Below are 12,278 nucleotides of genomic sequence, written 5' to 3'. Positions count from 1 at the left end.
AGGATGTGTGAAGTTGAGTATAACAAGTTCGGTTAAACATTCGAATAAGAGAAAATTTTTCTGGACTCATTGGTTACCATTACTAGTTTGGATGCTGGTTATCTTTCTGTTTTCGTCTCAACCGTACGAGAAACAAGATCTGAGGCCGTGGCTAACGGATAAGACGCCGGAGCATCTGATCGTGAAGAACTTTTCCGATGTACGGTTTCATTATGGCGGCAGCGAAGTTAGCATACATACAAAAGGCGCATTGGGGTTCGTTGAGTTTTTTGTCAGAAAATCGGCGCACCTTATAGAATATTTGATTCTTGGTTTTTTAACGCTTCGCTTACTTGCCGGACTACTAACGAATAAGTATTGGTTGTTAGTTGTAATTGCTCTATTGTTTTGCAGTGTTTATGCTTCGCTGGACGAGATCCATCAGAGCCTTACGCCTCATCGAACTTCAATGCTGACGGATGTACTACTGGATACAATCGGAGCAGCATTAGGGATCATGATCTATATGATGATTAAACAGATCAGAACCAAATACGGAAAAGGAGTTCAAGTATGAATCGATTCGATAGTTATACAAGATCGTTAAAAAAGTTGCTGCGGTATATTTTGCAAGTGGCTACATTAGAGCAGCTGGAAGAGATGGAGAGAGTGCTGAGTCGAACGATTAACGCTCGTAAGGAACAATTAAAACCTAAAAAGAAGATCGTTTAAGTTAAGTAATTTTAATATTTATTTTTTATGGCATCTATAGTCTTACCGATGTTTTGGTGATACAATTTGTATCGTAAATATTTCGGAGGTGAGACGGATGCCTTACATCCACTTTATTGAACGATGGACACCGCTCAAACTGATCGGAATTAAAATATATAGGGATGATGAAGGAGGGTTATGGATCAAAATTTGGGGATTCCGCCGCAGAAAGATCTAAAGGATATGTTAGGTTAGGGCATCTCTTTATTGTTACATTGATGCGGGTCAAAGCAAGTTCTTGAGAACACATCAATGACAGTGATGCCCAATCCCTTGAATTCCCGGTACAACATAAGCTTGACCCGTATCTTATGGTTTTTTAGCCGAATCGCAACGCTGCGTCCATAATATAATCCCTTTGTCGATACGGCATTACATGCGCTTCGGATCGATCCCCGATCATTAAAATCCTCCCGAACCCGCAAACCGCAGACGTTCTCCGTCATGTCATTCGGTCTCCATCTGATTACATAAGGTCTTTCATCCGATCCTCATGATAATCCGCTTTGCTTTGCAGCTTTTGTCTCATTTGTTCGTTCAGGCAGCTATGGTAAAGCAAAAGTTGTAATTCCTCCACAGCTTGTGCCACATAAAGGTTACTTTTGCCGTAAGTTTCAAGATCATGCCCTCCCACCTTTTTCCACATCCTGATTTTACCACGGTTCGTTATCAAGCACCAAATGATCAAAATGCAAGGGTGCAGAGAAGGCTATCGCCGCCGTTCGCGGCAGTCGTTGCATGAAGCATCGGCTTATTAAAAAAAGCGCCCGACGGCGCTTGATACCATACTCCTCATGCTGTTGTATTCCTTTACTGAACCGCACGGCGTACGGCTTCAATCTCCTCCCGGGTGAATTTCGAGTAAGCGATCCGCTTTAACTCCTTCTTGATTTCCGGCGTGATGCCGCCGCTGACCATGCTTTGAATCTGCTTGATTTCGGACGCTGAGAAGCGGCTTATCGCGAATTGGATGGCCTCTTCTTTGCTTTTGAAGGACAAGGGTTTGTTTACGGCTGATCGGGCGTTCGGTGTCTGAGCCGCAGGCGGGCTGGAGGCTGGCGGAGCAGGCTCATTCTTGGAGTCATGGTTAGGAGGGGGTGACTGCACGGATGCTGCCGCATGACCGGTTTCCTTTTGGCCTCCGCTCGATGGCTCCTCCGTTATTGTCCGGTCCGGAGCGGAAGGGGGGAGCACAGAATCGGAGGGGATGAGATTGGAAAAATTCTCGCCGGCCAGCATATTGGAAATGCTCTTCGCCGCCAGATGGATAGAATATTGGTAACCGGCATAACCGCCCGCCGATAAGACAACGATTGCGGTCAGCAGCGCAACAATCTTCTTCTTCATGGTCTTCCCCCTCGTTCATCGCTTTCACCATTTTACCACTTTTTATCAATTTTTACATCCGATATCATCGGTTTACAGCCAACGAATACTATGTGCGGCGGGCATGGCATATACATAAACATGAGCTTTTGTTCGAGAAGAACGGTATGGAACTAAGATGTGCTTTATGCTGCGACGGAACAAAAATGATGGTTCGATGCGAATGATTTTAGTACCAGCCTTATCTCACATTTTCCGTAAATGGAGGGTATGTGTATGGATATTAAAAGAACCGCAAAGTACGTGTGGCATAAATTTTGGTACGGATATAACAGCATCCTTTACGACAGCTGCATGGACCCGAATATGAAGCAGCGTTTTTGGAACAAGGTTGTGTACCATAAAGGAAATCTTTCTCATGAAATCCGCTAATTGTACGATTTCGCATGTAACGTAAGACCTTCAATCCTTAATGATTGGGGGTCTTGTTTTTTGACGTAACGATGAAATTCATTTTGGATTGGTCCCTGATGTTGGCCCGGTGTCTCTCCGTAACGCCAATATAACGATAGCCGCAAAAAGAATCCCTAACGAATCGATGGCTGCATCGACGATCCGGCCGTCCCGCGAAAAATAAAGCTGCAATATCTCGGACAGGACGGCAATGAAAAGGGAATCCCGCAAAGAACGCTTCAAATCCCCCGTAAGGTGAAATAACAGAATATTCAGCAAGGCAAAAGCCATAAAATGCCCGCTTTTTATTAACAGCCAAGACGGTTCGGTTATTTTGGCGTCACGGACCGTCAATAAATCTTTAAAATCCGGGTCGAGCTGCAGCTGAAAATGGATGGTTTGATGCTCCAACAGCTGATGTAGGCTTGAGGTACAAGTGAAAACAAATAGCAGCATCAGCCAGATCATGACCCCAAAGCATTTCATTCCGTGGGTGGTTCCTTTCTCTTGAGATACTATGTAACCAATTATTTCCAAAAATTCGGCGTATCATACTTGGCACTAATCCGGTAACGATCGATCTTCATCAGTAAATTTTAGAAAATATTAACAAATCTTAATCGCAACCGACAACCTTCGAGTTACTTTTTAGAAGAGACCTGATAAAGTTACCTTCGGAAGCATAAATCGTGGAGGTAACGTTCGTTGAACTACTTAAAGTGGTCCATTGTAGCCGTATTGTTCATTGCCAATGTCGGTGTCGTTGTTTTTGGAAAAAAGCATTTTGAGAGCAAGGCGTCCGCGGCCGCCGGTCATGACCAAACCCATGCCGTCAGTGTCGGACAGGCTGTATACGAGCACATGCCATGATTGTCTCCAGGTCAAATAAAAAATTAATATTAACCAATAGAGATCTGGATGATTCTATAAACGGGGGTCGAATAATGAACGATAAAATTGAAATTGATATCCAACACATTCTCTTGGCTCTGAATTTGATCCCGGGGTTACCTTATCTGGTTAGCGGTGAATACATCAATCATTTGATCGAATCGGACCTGAAGTATCCGCCTCCGACGCTTTGCAAGCCTCATCGGTTTCTTGATGAAATGCTGACCTGAGAGCCGGGCGTGCTTTTCCGGTGTGAAAAAAAGAATGCACCTGTTCAGGTGCATTCTTTGGACAATTCCGTTTTTAAAAAATGAAGAAACTGCCTCGCATGTTCGTTGGACAGCGGTTCACCTTCATGGGTGAAGGAAAATCTCTCCAAAATTTCGTTATCCGGCAAATGCAGGCAATCCATCAGCTCTTGTACATCCTTGTCGATGATGTTTCTCATCTTCCAACCCCTTCCGTTAGTTCCACATAGATCGAACGGAGGCTCTTTCGGCAACTGGCTGGCATTTTGAGGCGATAAGCTCAAAGAAGCCCCTGTAGCTTTGCGTCACCACTTTTCAATGGTTTTGCCACTTATCGTTTGACTATGGTGGTTGTGCAAATAATTATACATTCATTTACACTCTTCAACAACATTTCTTCAACAACATTTCCTAAGGTAACATATATTTGATGCATTTGATGCATTTGATGCAGGGCACTTTCATTCCGATCATCGCCATGATTGCTTATTCAAAGGACCACAGCAGCTTCCAATCGCCGTTCTCCCGAATGACGAAGACGTCCTGGTGTACGGAGAAATCCCCGAAAGAGCTTCGGAAATGCTGCTTAACGGGAATTTGATAAGCCCACGGCACGGGCGGAGCATCCTTGGACATTTGCCACGGAGCTACTTTCACTGCAGCGCCCAACTCAAAATCGAAGGTATTAACGCCAAAATGCTGCATAAATATATGGGAACGGCTCTGGATATAGCCGCCTTTGGGATACTTGTTTTACATCGGCAGGGCGAACAGCTCCCAGGCGCTTCCATAGTCTCCGGACTGTTCGTATTGATAAAAGCGTTTCACCAGCCGTTCCGCCTTCTCTTCATTCGACGCAGGCCGCAGAAGGAATATAGCGAGGAAGACAGCGGCGGCGGCAAGCAAATATCGGATGTCCGGACGCAGGGTGCGCCGGCCAAAACGTCTTCTCCTTAGCATGACATGCCCTCCTTATCCATAGATGGATATGCCGGAGCGGGCTTTCATTATGCCACGGAAGTGAATCTCGCACTTTATGATTTCCTCACACATGCATCCAACGTCCCGATACGATCCGGATCGCCGCGAACAACGGCTGCCGATTCCAACGGTTGGCTTTGCAATAGATGTCCTATTGCCGCCGTTCCTTTACTGGTACAGCAGGTTAACTTTTTCCGCAATGACCATTATATGAAAAAATTTCTATATTGTGTTGATAATTCAGACTAAATTAGCTAAAATAATGTTACGAAATGTATCAACCTAGGAAGGTAGATGGATATGCCGCCCAGAAATGTAAAAATAGTACCAAGGGAGAGAAAGATGAACATCGTCGAAAATCCGGACAAAATTAGTTTCCCGGTCTTACATAAAAAGGGGAAATACGACTATAGTCCCTTTTTCCAAGGAGAGGAGGACGGAATCGATTTCGTCTGCGGTTCCTGCTCATGGTTGTTGAATAAAAATGTCAGCGTTGTTTCTCTTCCTATTCTGGCGGTATATCAATGCCCCAAATGCGGGCAATTAAATATGCTGTAAAATGCCTTCGTCGTCCGCCAAATGAAAAAGCTCAATTTTCTCGTACATCGGAGTCCGGCCGAGGTGGCTCTGATACAATACCACCTCCTGAACCCGCCAAGTACGAAGCGGAACGTCCTGGTTTTTCAAATGGGCTGTCCATTGATCCAATTGGAACGGGGAAGCTCCGCTGTACTTTCTTGCGACGGTAAGATGGGGCCGATAAGGGTGCTCCTCCCGCTCGAATCCCGACTGAGAGGCGGCCTGCTCGACAGCGGCCTGCAGCAGGGACAGCCGGTCAAGGTCTCCGCCGACGCCTTCCCATAGGATGCCGGGTGAAGCGGGACGGCCGAACGTTCCCCATCCTTCGAGCCGAAGGGTAAATGACCCCAGACTTCCCGTAAGGTCGGACAAGCCTTGGACCATTTGGCGTCGGGCTTCAGGAGAGGCTGCGCCCAAAAACTTCAGCGTGATGTGCAGATCGTCCGGATGAACCCATTTATGAAAGCGGTAAAGCATCCTCATGGATTCCATTTCCTGTTTCAGGGCGGAACGGATGTCAGGCGGTATGGGAATGGCCACAAACAATCGCGGATCGGACATAAGCGATGCACCTCTCATCGGATTTGTTCTTATTATAGCATCGTAATTTGGCAAAGTAGGGCAATCTGATGAATCCTGTAAACAAATACTTGAATCGGCGCGCTAACCTTTGCTATCATAGCCATATCCTATGAAAAGTGAAGGTGTGAATCTCGTGACAAAACGCGCTTACAATTTCAATGCAGGACCGGCTGCGCTGCCTTTGGAAGTACTAAGGCGGGCACAGGAAGAGTTTGTGGAATATCAAGGCATTGGCATGTCCATTATGGAAATTTCTCATCGAAGCGCTCAATACGAGAAATTGAACGAAGATACGCAATCCTTGTTGAAGGAGCTATTTTCGATTCCGGACGGTTACAAGACGTTATTCCTGCAGGGCGGAGCGAGCACCCAGTTCGCGATGATCCCGATGAACTTCCTGAAAGCGGGTCAAACCGCCTATTACGTCCATACGGGCGCTTGGGCCAGCAAAGCGATCAAGGAAGCGAAATTGATCGGCGAAACGGCGATTGCGGCCAGTTCCGAAGCGGACAATTTTACGCGTATTCCGGATCTAAGCGGGCTTCAGCTCGGCGATCATGCGGCTTATCTGCATATTACGTCGAATGAAACGATTGGGGGCGCCCAGTTCGTCCAATACCCGGATACCGGCAGTGTTCCGTTGATCGGCGATATGTCCAGCGACATTTTGTGCCGTCCGGTCGACGTTTCCAAGTTTGCGATGATATACGCCGGTGCTCAGAAAAACCTGGGGCCGTCCGGCGTAACCGTTGTTATTTTGCGCGAAGATTTACTTCAAGATACGCCTAAAGGTATTCCGACGATGCTTCGCTACGATACGCATACCAAGGGCAACTCCCTGTACAACACGCCTCCGGTTTATTCGGTGTACATGGTCAACCTGGTTCTTCAGTGGATCAAGGAGAACGGCGGAGTGGCTGCGATGGAGAAGCGCAACCGGGAGAAAACCAGTTTGATTTATCAAGCCATCGATCAAAGCGGCGGATTTTACCGCGGTGTCGTCCAACCGGAATATCGTTCCCTGATGAACATTACATTCCGCATGGAAAACGAAGAGCTTGAGAAGAAATTCGTGAAGGAATCCGAACAGCACGGCTTCGTCGGGCTGAAGGGCCACCGCGACGTCGGGGGACTGCGCGCCTCCACGTATAATGCCGTATCGTTCGAAGCTTGCGAGGCGCTCGCTTCGTTCATGGCCGATTTCCAGAAGCGTAACGGCTAACAGCCGGGACAAGCAGCTTCGTCAGGGCGCTTACGGGTCTTGCGGAGCTGCTTTTTCGCGTAAAAAAAGAGCGCCGCGCCGGATGCGTACGGTGCTCCTTTTGTCGATCAGGCCAAGGATTCTTTCACGCTAGGTTCCATCAGTTTGTAACCGACGTTGCGAATCGTTACAATATATTCGGGAGTCCGCGCATTCGTTTCGATCTTATCGCGCAGGTGGCTGATATGAACGTCGACGATTCGCGTGTCGCCGAGGAAATGATAATCCCAGACGCCGTGCAGCAGCTGCTGGCGGCTGAGCACTTTGCCCCGGTGCTTGCATAAGAAGAGCAGCAGATCGAATTCCTTAGGCGTCAGCTCGATCGTTTCGCCCTTGACCTTCACTTCCCGCTGGTCTGGTCGAATGACGATAGGGCCAATTTGGACCGGCGTGTTCTCCATTGCGGAAGGTAAAATTTGAATACGGCGTATAATCGCCTGGATACGGGAAATAAGCTCCTGCGGACTGAATGGCTTCGTCATGTAGTCGTCAGCGCCGTTATCGAGCCCCGCAATTTTATCGGACAAGTCCTGCATGGCGGTCAGCATCACGATCGGCACCATGTTATTCTGGCTCCGCAGCTTGCGGCACACCTGGATGCCGTCCATCTTTGGAAGCATCAAGTCGAGCACAATCAAGTCCGGGCGAAATTGAGGAATGGCGCTGAATACCTCTTCGCCATCATATACGCAGTGGACTTCGAAACCGACCAGCTTCAGGTTGAATTCTATAAGCATCGAGATGGAAGGTTCGTCGTCAACGACAAGGATTTTCTTCTTCATCATTCGACATGTCTCCTTTAGCACATAGTAGCTTCATTATCGCAGCCGACCGTCATCTATGTATTAAAAAAGGTAAAACGAGTGTTAAAATTGAGGTGAACTGAACAATGGCGTTTCATATCGTATTGGTCGAGCCTGAAATTCCGGCCAACACCGGCAACATCTCCAGAACGTGCGCCGCTACGGGAACATGGCTTCATTTGGTACGGCCGCTTGGCTTTGACACCGACGACCGGACCTTGAAGCGTGCGGGTCTCGATTACTGGCACGCGGTTAAGCTCGAATATCACGATTCGTTCGCAGAAGTGAAAGAGAAGTATAAAGACGCGCGGTTTTTCTTCGCTACGACGAAAGCGGACAAGCTGTACACGGACATTACGTTCCGCGATGGCGATTTTCTGGTATTCGGCAAAGAAACAAAGGGGCTGGCGCCGGAAATTTTGGCGGAGCATCCCGATGCGCTGATGCGCATGCCAATGACCGATGCGGTGCGCTCGCTGAATTTATCGAATTCCGCAGCGATTATTTTGTATGAAGGCTTAAGACAAATCGGATTCCCCGGATTATCGTGATCGGGAGCCGGATATAGGCTGATTCAGAAGGACAAGAAACGGGTAACGAACAGTGGAGGAAGCCGGTTGCGAGAAAGCCGGTGGCAGGAATTTATGCACTGGCGTCGAAACCATATAAGGGAAGTCGGGAAGTTAAGTAGAGTAAAGGTGAGGTGAATTAATGATGAAACCGGCAGGTGTCGTACGGAAGGTCGACCAGCTTGGACGAATAGTGCTCCCGAAGTCGCTACGCAAACGGTATCAAATGAACGAAGGAGATCCGGTAGAGATTTTAGTGAGCGGCGATCATATTATTCTGGAAAGATATCGCCCACGCTGCGTATTTTGCGGGTCCATGGATCAGGTCAGCGACTTCAAAGAAAGATACATTTGTTCCGAATGCTTGGGTGAAATGCAACAGATGAAGAACACCCAGGCGTAGGTGCTGCAGTTGTGACGCGAAAGAGACTTGCCGGACGGCCGTGCGCCGAGGCAAGTCTTATTTTTTTGCTATCAGCTATGTCGGGACGCAGGCCTTCTTCCGCATGCGCATCCACTTGCGAAGCTCTTTCGCATTGCCTGTTCGTTGAGAAATCGCGATCAGGCGGTCGTAGAACAAGAGCTCTTCCCCGGTGCCATACTGCAGGCCGCTTTGCAGGAAGCGGACGGCTTCCGCATATTGTTCCCGTTCGCAGCAGTTATCGGCGGCCCATAATGATAACTGTTCCCATGCTTGCTCGACGGTCTCCTTGAGCGCGATGGAGAACGGGTCGAAGCAGCCGGACAATATTTTGCTCTGCAGCTGCTCGGAAAGAGTCACACACTGATTGAGCTTGTAAGCGCTGTCCGCTTGTTCGGAAGCGCTTTGCAATTCCCGCAGGAGGACGAATAGATCGCAATCGATTTCAATATTCAATTTGATCGTATCCCGTTCGATCGTTAAGCAAGGCTCTTGCCCGTCTTCCGTTTCGAGCAGCTTGCTAAAATGATTTAAATACACGCGAAGGTTGCGCATGGCCTTGGGGAAAGCCGTCTCCGGAAACAACGTTTCGCACAGCTGTTCCCGCGTTGCCGAGCGGTGATACGCCAAATACATCAGTATACTCTTGGCGTGCCGCGTGTTCCAACCGAGCCGGATCGGCCGCTGGCCCAGACTGACTTCGAACGTTCCGATACAACGGATCGTCAACCGGTTGCGTTCAGGGGCAGAAGGGAGGCGTCCCGACCAGAGGACACGAAGCGTTTGCTTAAGCTCGTCCTCCACCGGTTTCGGCTTACCGGGTTCGAAGGGCGTTTTCCGCACGAAGCGGTCGATAAAGTCCGAGGTATACAACGGTTGATCCACGAAGGTGAGGTTGGAGGCGCCTGGTACGATCAGGAAGGCGGAGGCGTCGAACAGCATGTGCGCGATATGCGCCATGCCGGGCGGAAAGCTTGCATCCAGCTCGCCCGATATGATCATAAGCGGCTTGCGGACGTGAGCTTGTTCATGTAACGCCTGCTCGGAGCCGGCGAGGTCGAGCAATTGTATGTATAAAGCCTTAGAAACGCGCTCATGGGCTTGGACGATGCGTTGATGCAGAAGCGCATCGCCGGGAGTCCCCGTCAGCTTGTGCGCCATGGCGGCTGCGTAGACCGTCATCGGCGCTTGTTCGAGCAGAAGCCTGCGATCCTGCAGCTCGGTAAGCGTAGCCGGCAGCGTGTGGGGCATATAAGGAGAGATATAAATCATGCGCTCCACGCTGGAAGGGGTTAACGCGGCCAAACGCCTGGCGATATACACGGACGCGTCATGAGCAACCAAGACAACCGAGCTTATGTTCAACGATTCGAGCAGCAAGCGTAGATCTTCAGCGAGGGTAGCGAACGTGACGTCTTCCGACGTTTCGCCGCTTAGGCCGTGTCCGGGCAAATCACAGACGAGCAGCGAGTAACGAACCGATAGCAGCGGGATCAACGATCGCCAGAAGGAGCCGGATAGACCGAGACCGTGAAGCAGTACGATTGTTTTGGCGTCAGGATCGGGGTTCGGTGTAAATTCATAACTCATCCTGTAGCTGGTTGCCAGTAGGGCCATAAGTCCAAAGTCCTCCAATGTGAACGAGTCTCTAGCGGTAAATGATCAATTAGGACTATGTATTTCACCAGTGTACCAAAAATTTAGTTAAAATTTAAGAAAGGATACAATAAAAGTATATTATTTTGTTGGTTTTGTAACCTTTTTGTAACGGTTGTTATGCTAAACTTCACAATATACTGGAATTAAACTTTAGTAGCATACGATATCTTAAAGGACGTGACAAACAATGACAACGACCAATCGAGCCCCGATTGAATTGGATATAGATGATTTGTTGGATCAACTGGGCATAGACGGTGAACGTTGGCGCGGTTTAAGTTCGGGAAGCGGTTCGGATGAAAAGCAGGAACGAGAAGGCAGCCGTTCCGAAGAAGAGCCATCATAAATAAGGTGTTAGATCATATAAACTCGGATACATAATGTATCGAGAAGGCCGCGATAAATCAAACGGGTTGAACGATTCGGTCCGTTTCCGGTTATCCGAGTTCCTTCAACCCGCGAGTGCGCATGCGAACGGCTTACAAGCCTTTTGTTTTATCTTCATTGTAGGCGGCCGTGAGCATCGCAGTAATAAACATAGCAAACACCGTAATAACAAGCCAAAACGTAGCGGACATGATTCAGCACCTCCCGCCCTATATTATAACCAACCTTCCCCTAAAAGAAAACGTAAAAACTCCAAGAAAATGAATAAATCTGTGAACAATTGCCTCATTTAAAAAACAGGAAGTTGGTTGCCAGCGGACGAAGCTTGCCGTTATCCGACGGATGGTTGATCACTTGTCCGTCGAAAATCAAGCTCGACGAACCGCCGCCGTCCAGATTGTAAGCGTCCTTGATGCCGAGCGACTGAAGCTTGTCCTGAAGCTCGGCGAGCGTAGCACCGGAGTTGCCGCGCTCGTCGTATCCGTCCGTTACGATAAATAACAGCTGGTCGTTCTTAAAGCTGCCGACCACGGTGCGCGGCGCGCGTGCCGGAGAACTGACCCATTGGGGCGGAATCGGCTGCTTCTTGCCGTTCTGCAGCAAGATTGGCACGAAGGTGGAGCCGAACGACGGCTTCAGCTTGTCGAGATCTTCCTGCTTATAGAACTTGCCTCCGATCAGCTTGCGATCGGTGCTCAGTCCGATGAACGTCAAGTCTTCGAAGGAAGGCTCGAAGCCGTATACGTACTTGCCGCCGACCATCGTCGTGCTGAGCGGGTACCGCTTGCCCGTCTTCGCATCGTCGGCGAAGCCTCCCGCATTGACCCCCGCTACCGCTCCGTAGCGGCGCACCGCTTGCAGCGTCGTTTCGCTGCCGCCGACTTTGTCGCCGCCCAGAACCATTGTCATCCCTTTATCGGTCTTTAGATTAACTTTCAAGGCGTACCCTTTGTAACGCTCCTCGGAGAAGGTGTACAGCTTCAGATCGATATTCGCCGAAGAAGCCGAGCGGTTCACCTTCCCCCCGAGCTTGGAAGCTACGCGCGTGTCGAAGATCGCTGCCGGGCGCTCGGCGGCGGCTTCCGCCAGCTTCGACAGGCGGGCGGCTTCGTCGGCGCTTTTGGCGTAGAACTGAAAGTATTTCTCGACGGTAGTGCGGGTAAGCGCCGCATCCTCCTTGGATCGGTCGAGCTTCGTCAGCGCCGATTGGAGGCTCTCCCTCAGCTGCAGGTCGACCTGGGGCCGTTCAACCGGTTTAGGAAGCTCTACGGAGAGCTGCGCCGCCGCCAGAAAACCAAGTGCGCCGAGGAACGGAGCCAACGCGAGAAGCATCACCCGGTTGATTTGTTGAATCGGATTCATCGC

The 12,278-nt window shown here is 49.3% G+C and carries 19 protein-coding genes and 1 riboswitch; of the genes, 9 read left to right on the top strand and 10 right to left on the bottom strand.

The features are described 5' to 3' along the window. Together JMF85_RS25460 and JMF85_RS25455 are read left to right on the top strand one after the other, a co-directional pair. A partial coding sequence (locus JMF85_RS25460; protein WP_308645042.1) for a VanZ family protein occupies positions 1-556 on the top strand: 556 nt, incomplete at its 5' end. Then, the gene (locus tag JMF85_RS25455) at positions 553-711 is read left to right on the top strand and encodes a hypothetical protein (RefSeq protein WP_201319198.1); all 159 of its coding nucleotides are present in this window, start codon (positions 553-555) and stop codon (positions 709-711) included. The genes JMF85_RS25460 and JMF85_RS25455, both read left to right, overlap by 4 nt. Positions 712-1,219: 508 nt before the next feature. On the opposite strand, the gene JMF85_RS25450 is transcribed toward JMF85_RS25455, so the two are convergent. Further along, positions 1,220-1,387 (bottom strand): hypothetical protein, encoded by a 168-nt coding sequence (locus JMF85_RS25450; protein ID WP_201319197.1) that lies wholly within the window; start codon positions 1,385-1,387, stop codon positions 1,220-1,222. A 176-nt stretch (positions 1,388-1,563) separates the two neighbouring features. Then, positions 1,564-2,100 (bottom strand): hypothetical protein, encoded by a 537-nt coding sequence (locus JMF85_RS25445; RefSeq protein WP_201319196.1) that lies wholly within the window; start codon positions 2,098-2,100, stop codon positions 1,564-1,566. Positions 2,101-2,355: 255 nt separating this feature from the next. On the opposite strand from JMF85_RS25445, the gene JMF85_RS25440 reads away from it, so the two are divergent. Further along, entirely contained in the window at positions 2,356-2,511 is a 156-nt protein-coding gene (locus JMF85_RS25440) for a hypothetical protein (RefSeq protein ID WP_201319195.1), read from the top strand. Between the two features lie 78 nt (positions 2,512-2,589). Here the strand turns inward: JMF85_RS25440 and JMF85_RS25435 are convergent, their stop codons facing one another. Continuing rightward, entirely contained in the window at positions 2,590-3,069 is a 480-nt protein-coding gene (locus JMF85_RS25435) for a VanZ family protein (RefSeq protein ID WP_201319194.1), read from the bottom strand. A gap of 168 nt (positions 3,070-3,237) precedes the next feature. Here JMF85_RS25435 and JMF85_RS25430 point away from each other — a divergent pair, with 168 nt between their 5' ends. After that, entirely contained in the window at positions 3,238-3,402 is a 165-nt protein-coding gene (locus JMF85_RS25430; protein WP_201319193.1) for a hypothetical protein, read from the top strand. 74 nt (positions 3,403-3,476) lie between these two features. Next, positions 3,477-3,653: a hypothetical protein gene (locus JMF85_RS25425; RefSeq protein ID WP_201319192.1), complete on the top strand. Its 177-nt coding sequence runs from the start codon at positions 3,477-3,479 to the stop codon at positions 3,651-3,653. A 44-nt stretch (positions 3,654-3,697) separates the two neighbouring features. On the opposite strand, the gene JMF85_RS25420 is transcribed toward JMF85_RS25425, so the two are convergent. The 4 genes from JMF85_RS25420 to thpR all read right to left on the bottom strand — a co-directional run bounded on the left by JMF85_RS25420 (position 3,698) and on the right by thpR (position 5,792). Then, entirely contained in the window at positions 3,698-3,871 is a 174-nt protein-coding gene (locus JMF85_RS25420) for a hypothetical protein (RefSeq protein WP_201319191.1), read from the bottom strand. Positions 3,872-3,917: 46 nt separating this feature from the next. Further along, positions 3,918-4,010, bottom strand: a riboswitch (cyclic di-GMP riboswitch). A 147-nt stretch (positions 4,011-4,157) separates the two neighbouring features. Continuing rightward, positions 4,158-4,286 carry a hypothetical protein gene (locus JMF85_RS28485; protein WP_269103771.1) on the bottom strand — a complete coding sequence of 43 codons (129 nt, stop codon included), beginning with the start codon at positions 4,284-4,286 and terminating at the stop codon, positions 4,158-4,160. A 138-nt stretch (positions 4,287-4,424) separates the two neighbouring features. Beyond that, the gene (locus JMF85_RS25415; RefSeq protein ID WP_201319190.1) at positions 4,425-4,631 is read right to left on the bottom strand and encodes a hypothetical protein; all 207 of its coding nucleotides are present in this window, start codon (positions 4,629-4,631) and stop codon (positions 4,425-4,427) included. A 564-nt stretch (positions 4,632-5,195) separates the two neighbouring features. After that, entirely contained in the window at positions 5,196-5,792 is a 597-nt protein-coding gene (gene thpR / locus JMF85_RS25410; RefSeq protein ID WP_201319189.1) for an RNA 2',3'-cyclic phosphodiesterase, read from the bottom strand. Between the two features lie 154 nt (positions 5,793-5,946). Between thpR and serC the strand changes: the two genes are divergently transcribed. After that, entirely contained in the window at positions 5,947-7,035 is a 1,089-nt protein-coding gene (serC, locus tag JMF85_RS25405) for a 3-phosphoserine/phosphohydroxythreonine transaminase (RefSeq protein ID WP_201319188.1), read from the top strand. A 107-nt stretch (positions 7,036-7,142) separates the two neighbouring features. Here the strand turns inward: serC and JMF85_RS25400 are convergent, their stop codons facing one another. Continuing rightward, entirely contained in the window at positions 7,143-7,859 is a 717-nt protein-coding gene (locus JMF85_RS25400) for a response regulator transcription factor (protein WP_305781552.1), read from the bottom strand. A gap of 104 nt (positions 7,860-7,963) precedes the next feature. Here JMF85_RS25400 and JMF85_RS25395 point away from each other — a divergent pair, with 104 nt between their 5' ends. Together JMF85_RS25395 and JMF85_RS25390 are read left to right on the top strand one after the other, a co-directional pair. After that, positions 7,964-8,428, top strand: coding sequence for a tRNA (cytidine(34)-2'-O)-methyltransferase (locus JMF85_RS25395; protein WP_127608296.1), 465 nt, complete (start codon positions 7,964-7,966; stop codon positions 8,426-8,428). 163 nt (positions 8,429-8,591) lie between these two features. Beyond that, positions 8,592-8,849: an AbrB/MazE/SpoVT family DNA-binding domain-containing protein gene (locus JMF85_RS25390; RefSeq protein WP_127608331.1), complete on the top strand. Its 258-nt coding sequence runs from the start codon at positions 8,592-8,594 to the stop codon at positions 8,847-8,849. A 75-nt stretch (positions 8,850-8,924) separates the two neighbouring features. Here the strand turns inward: JMF85_RS25390 and JMF85_RS25385 are convergent, their stop codons facing one another. Next, on the bottom strand, positions 8,925-10,484 hold the full coding sequence (locus tag JMF85_RS25385; RefSeq protein ID WP_201319187.1) for an alpha/beta fold hydrolase: 1,560 nt from the start codon (positions 10,482-10,484) through the stop codon (positions 8,925-8,927). Between the two features lie 229 nt (positions 10,485-10,713). Here JMF85_RS25385 and JMF85_RS25380 point away from each other — a divergent pair, with 229 nt between their 5' ends. Then, positions 10,714-10,872, top strand: a complete 159-nt coding sequence (locus JMF85_RS25380; protein ID WP_155614500.1) for a hypothetical protein — start codon at positions 10,714-10,716, stop codon at positions 10,870-10,872. A 326-nt stretch (positions 10,873-11,198) separates the two neighbouring features. Here JMF85_RS25380 and JMF85_RS25375 read toward each other — a convergent pair whose 3' ends face one another. Beyond that, positions 11,199-12,275, bottom strand: coding sequence for a phosphodiester glycosidase family protein (locus JMF85_RS25375; protein ID WP_127608294.1), 1,077 nt, complete (start codon positions 12,273-12,275; stop codon positions 11,199-11,201). Between the last annotated feature and the right edge of the window lie 3 nt (positions 12,276-12,278).

Source organism: Paenibacillus sp. EPM92 (genome assembly GCF_016586185.1).
Taxonomy (GTDB): Bacteria; Bacillota; Bacilli; order Paenibacillales; family NBRC-103111; genus Paenibacillus_G; species Paenibacillus_G validus.
Note: the sequence above shows the minus strand (reverse complement) of the source record. Positions and strands in the feature narration are given on the sequence as shown.

What these genes read in the sequence shown, in the direction of transcription:
- JMF85_RS25455 (WP_201319198.1), top strand. Translation starts at nt 553, where the DNA reads ATGAATCGATTCGATAGTTATACAAGATCGTTAAAAAAGTTGCTGCGG.
- JMF85_RS25445 (WP_201319196.1), bottom strand. Translation starts at nt 2,100, where the DNA reads ATGAAGAAGAAGATTGTTGCGCTGCTGACCGCAATCGTTGTCTTATCG.
- JMF85_RS25440 (WP_201319195.1), top strand. Translation starts at nt 2,356, where the DNA reads ATGGATATTAAAAGAACCGCAAAGTACGTGTGGCATAAATTTTGGTAC.
- JMF85_RS25425 (WP_201319192.1), top strand. Translation starts at nt 3,477, where the DNA reads ATGAACGATAAAATTGAAATTGATATCCAACACATTCTCTTGGCTCTG.
- JMF85_RS25420 (WP_201319191.1), bottom strand. Translation starts at nt 3,871, where the DNA reads ATGAGAAACATCATCGACAAGGATGTACAAGAGCTGATGGATTGCCTG.
- JMF85_RS25415 (WP_201319190.1), bottom strand. Translation starts at nt 4,631, where the DNA reads ATGCTAAGGAGAAGACGTTTTGGCCGGCGCACCCTGCGTCCGGACATC.
- thpR (WP_201319189.1), bottom strand. Translation starts at nt 5,792, where the DNA reads ATGTCCGATCCGCGATTGTTTGTGGCCATTCCCATACCGCCTGACATC.
- JMF85_RS25400 (WP_305781552.1), bottom strand. Translation starts at nt 7,859, where the DNA reads ATGATGAAGAAGAAAATCCTTGTCGTTGACGACGAACCTTCCATCTCG.
- JMF85_RS25395 (WP_127608296.1), top strand. Translation starts at nt 7,964, where the DNA reads ATGGCGTTTCATATCGTATTGGTCGAGCCTGAAATTCCGGCCAACACC.
- JMF85_RS25390 (WP_127608331.1), top strand. Translation starts at nt 8,592, where the DNA reads ATGAAACCGGCAGGTGTCGTACGGAAGGTCGACCAGCTTGGACGAATA.
- JMF85_RS25385 (WP_201319187.1), bottom strand. Translation starts at nt 10,484, where the DNA reads ATGGCCCTACTGGCAACCAGCTACAGGATGAGTTATGAATTTACACCG.
- JMF85_RS25380 (WP_155614500.1), top strand. Translation starts at nt 10,714, where the DNA reads ATGACAACGACCAATCGAGCCCCGATTGAATTGGATATAGATGATTTG.
- JMF85_RS25375 (WP_127608294.1), bottom strand. Translation starts at nt 12,275, where the DNA reads ATGAATCCGATTCAACAAATCAACCGGGTGATGCTTCTCGCGTTGGCT.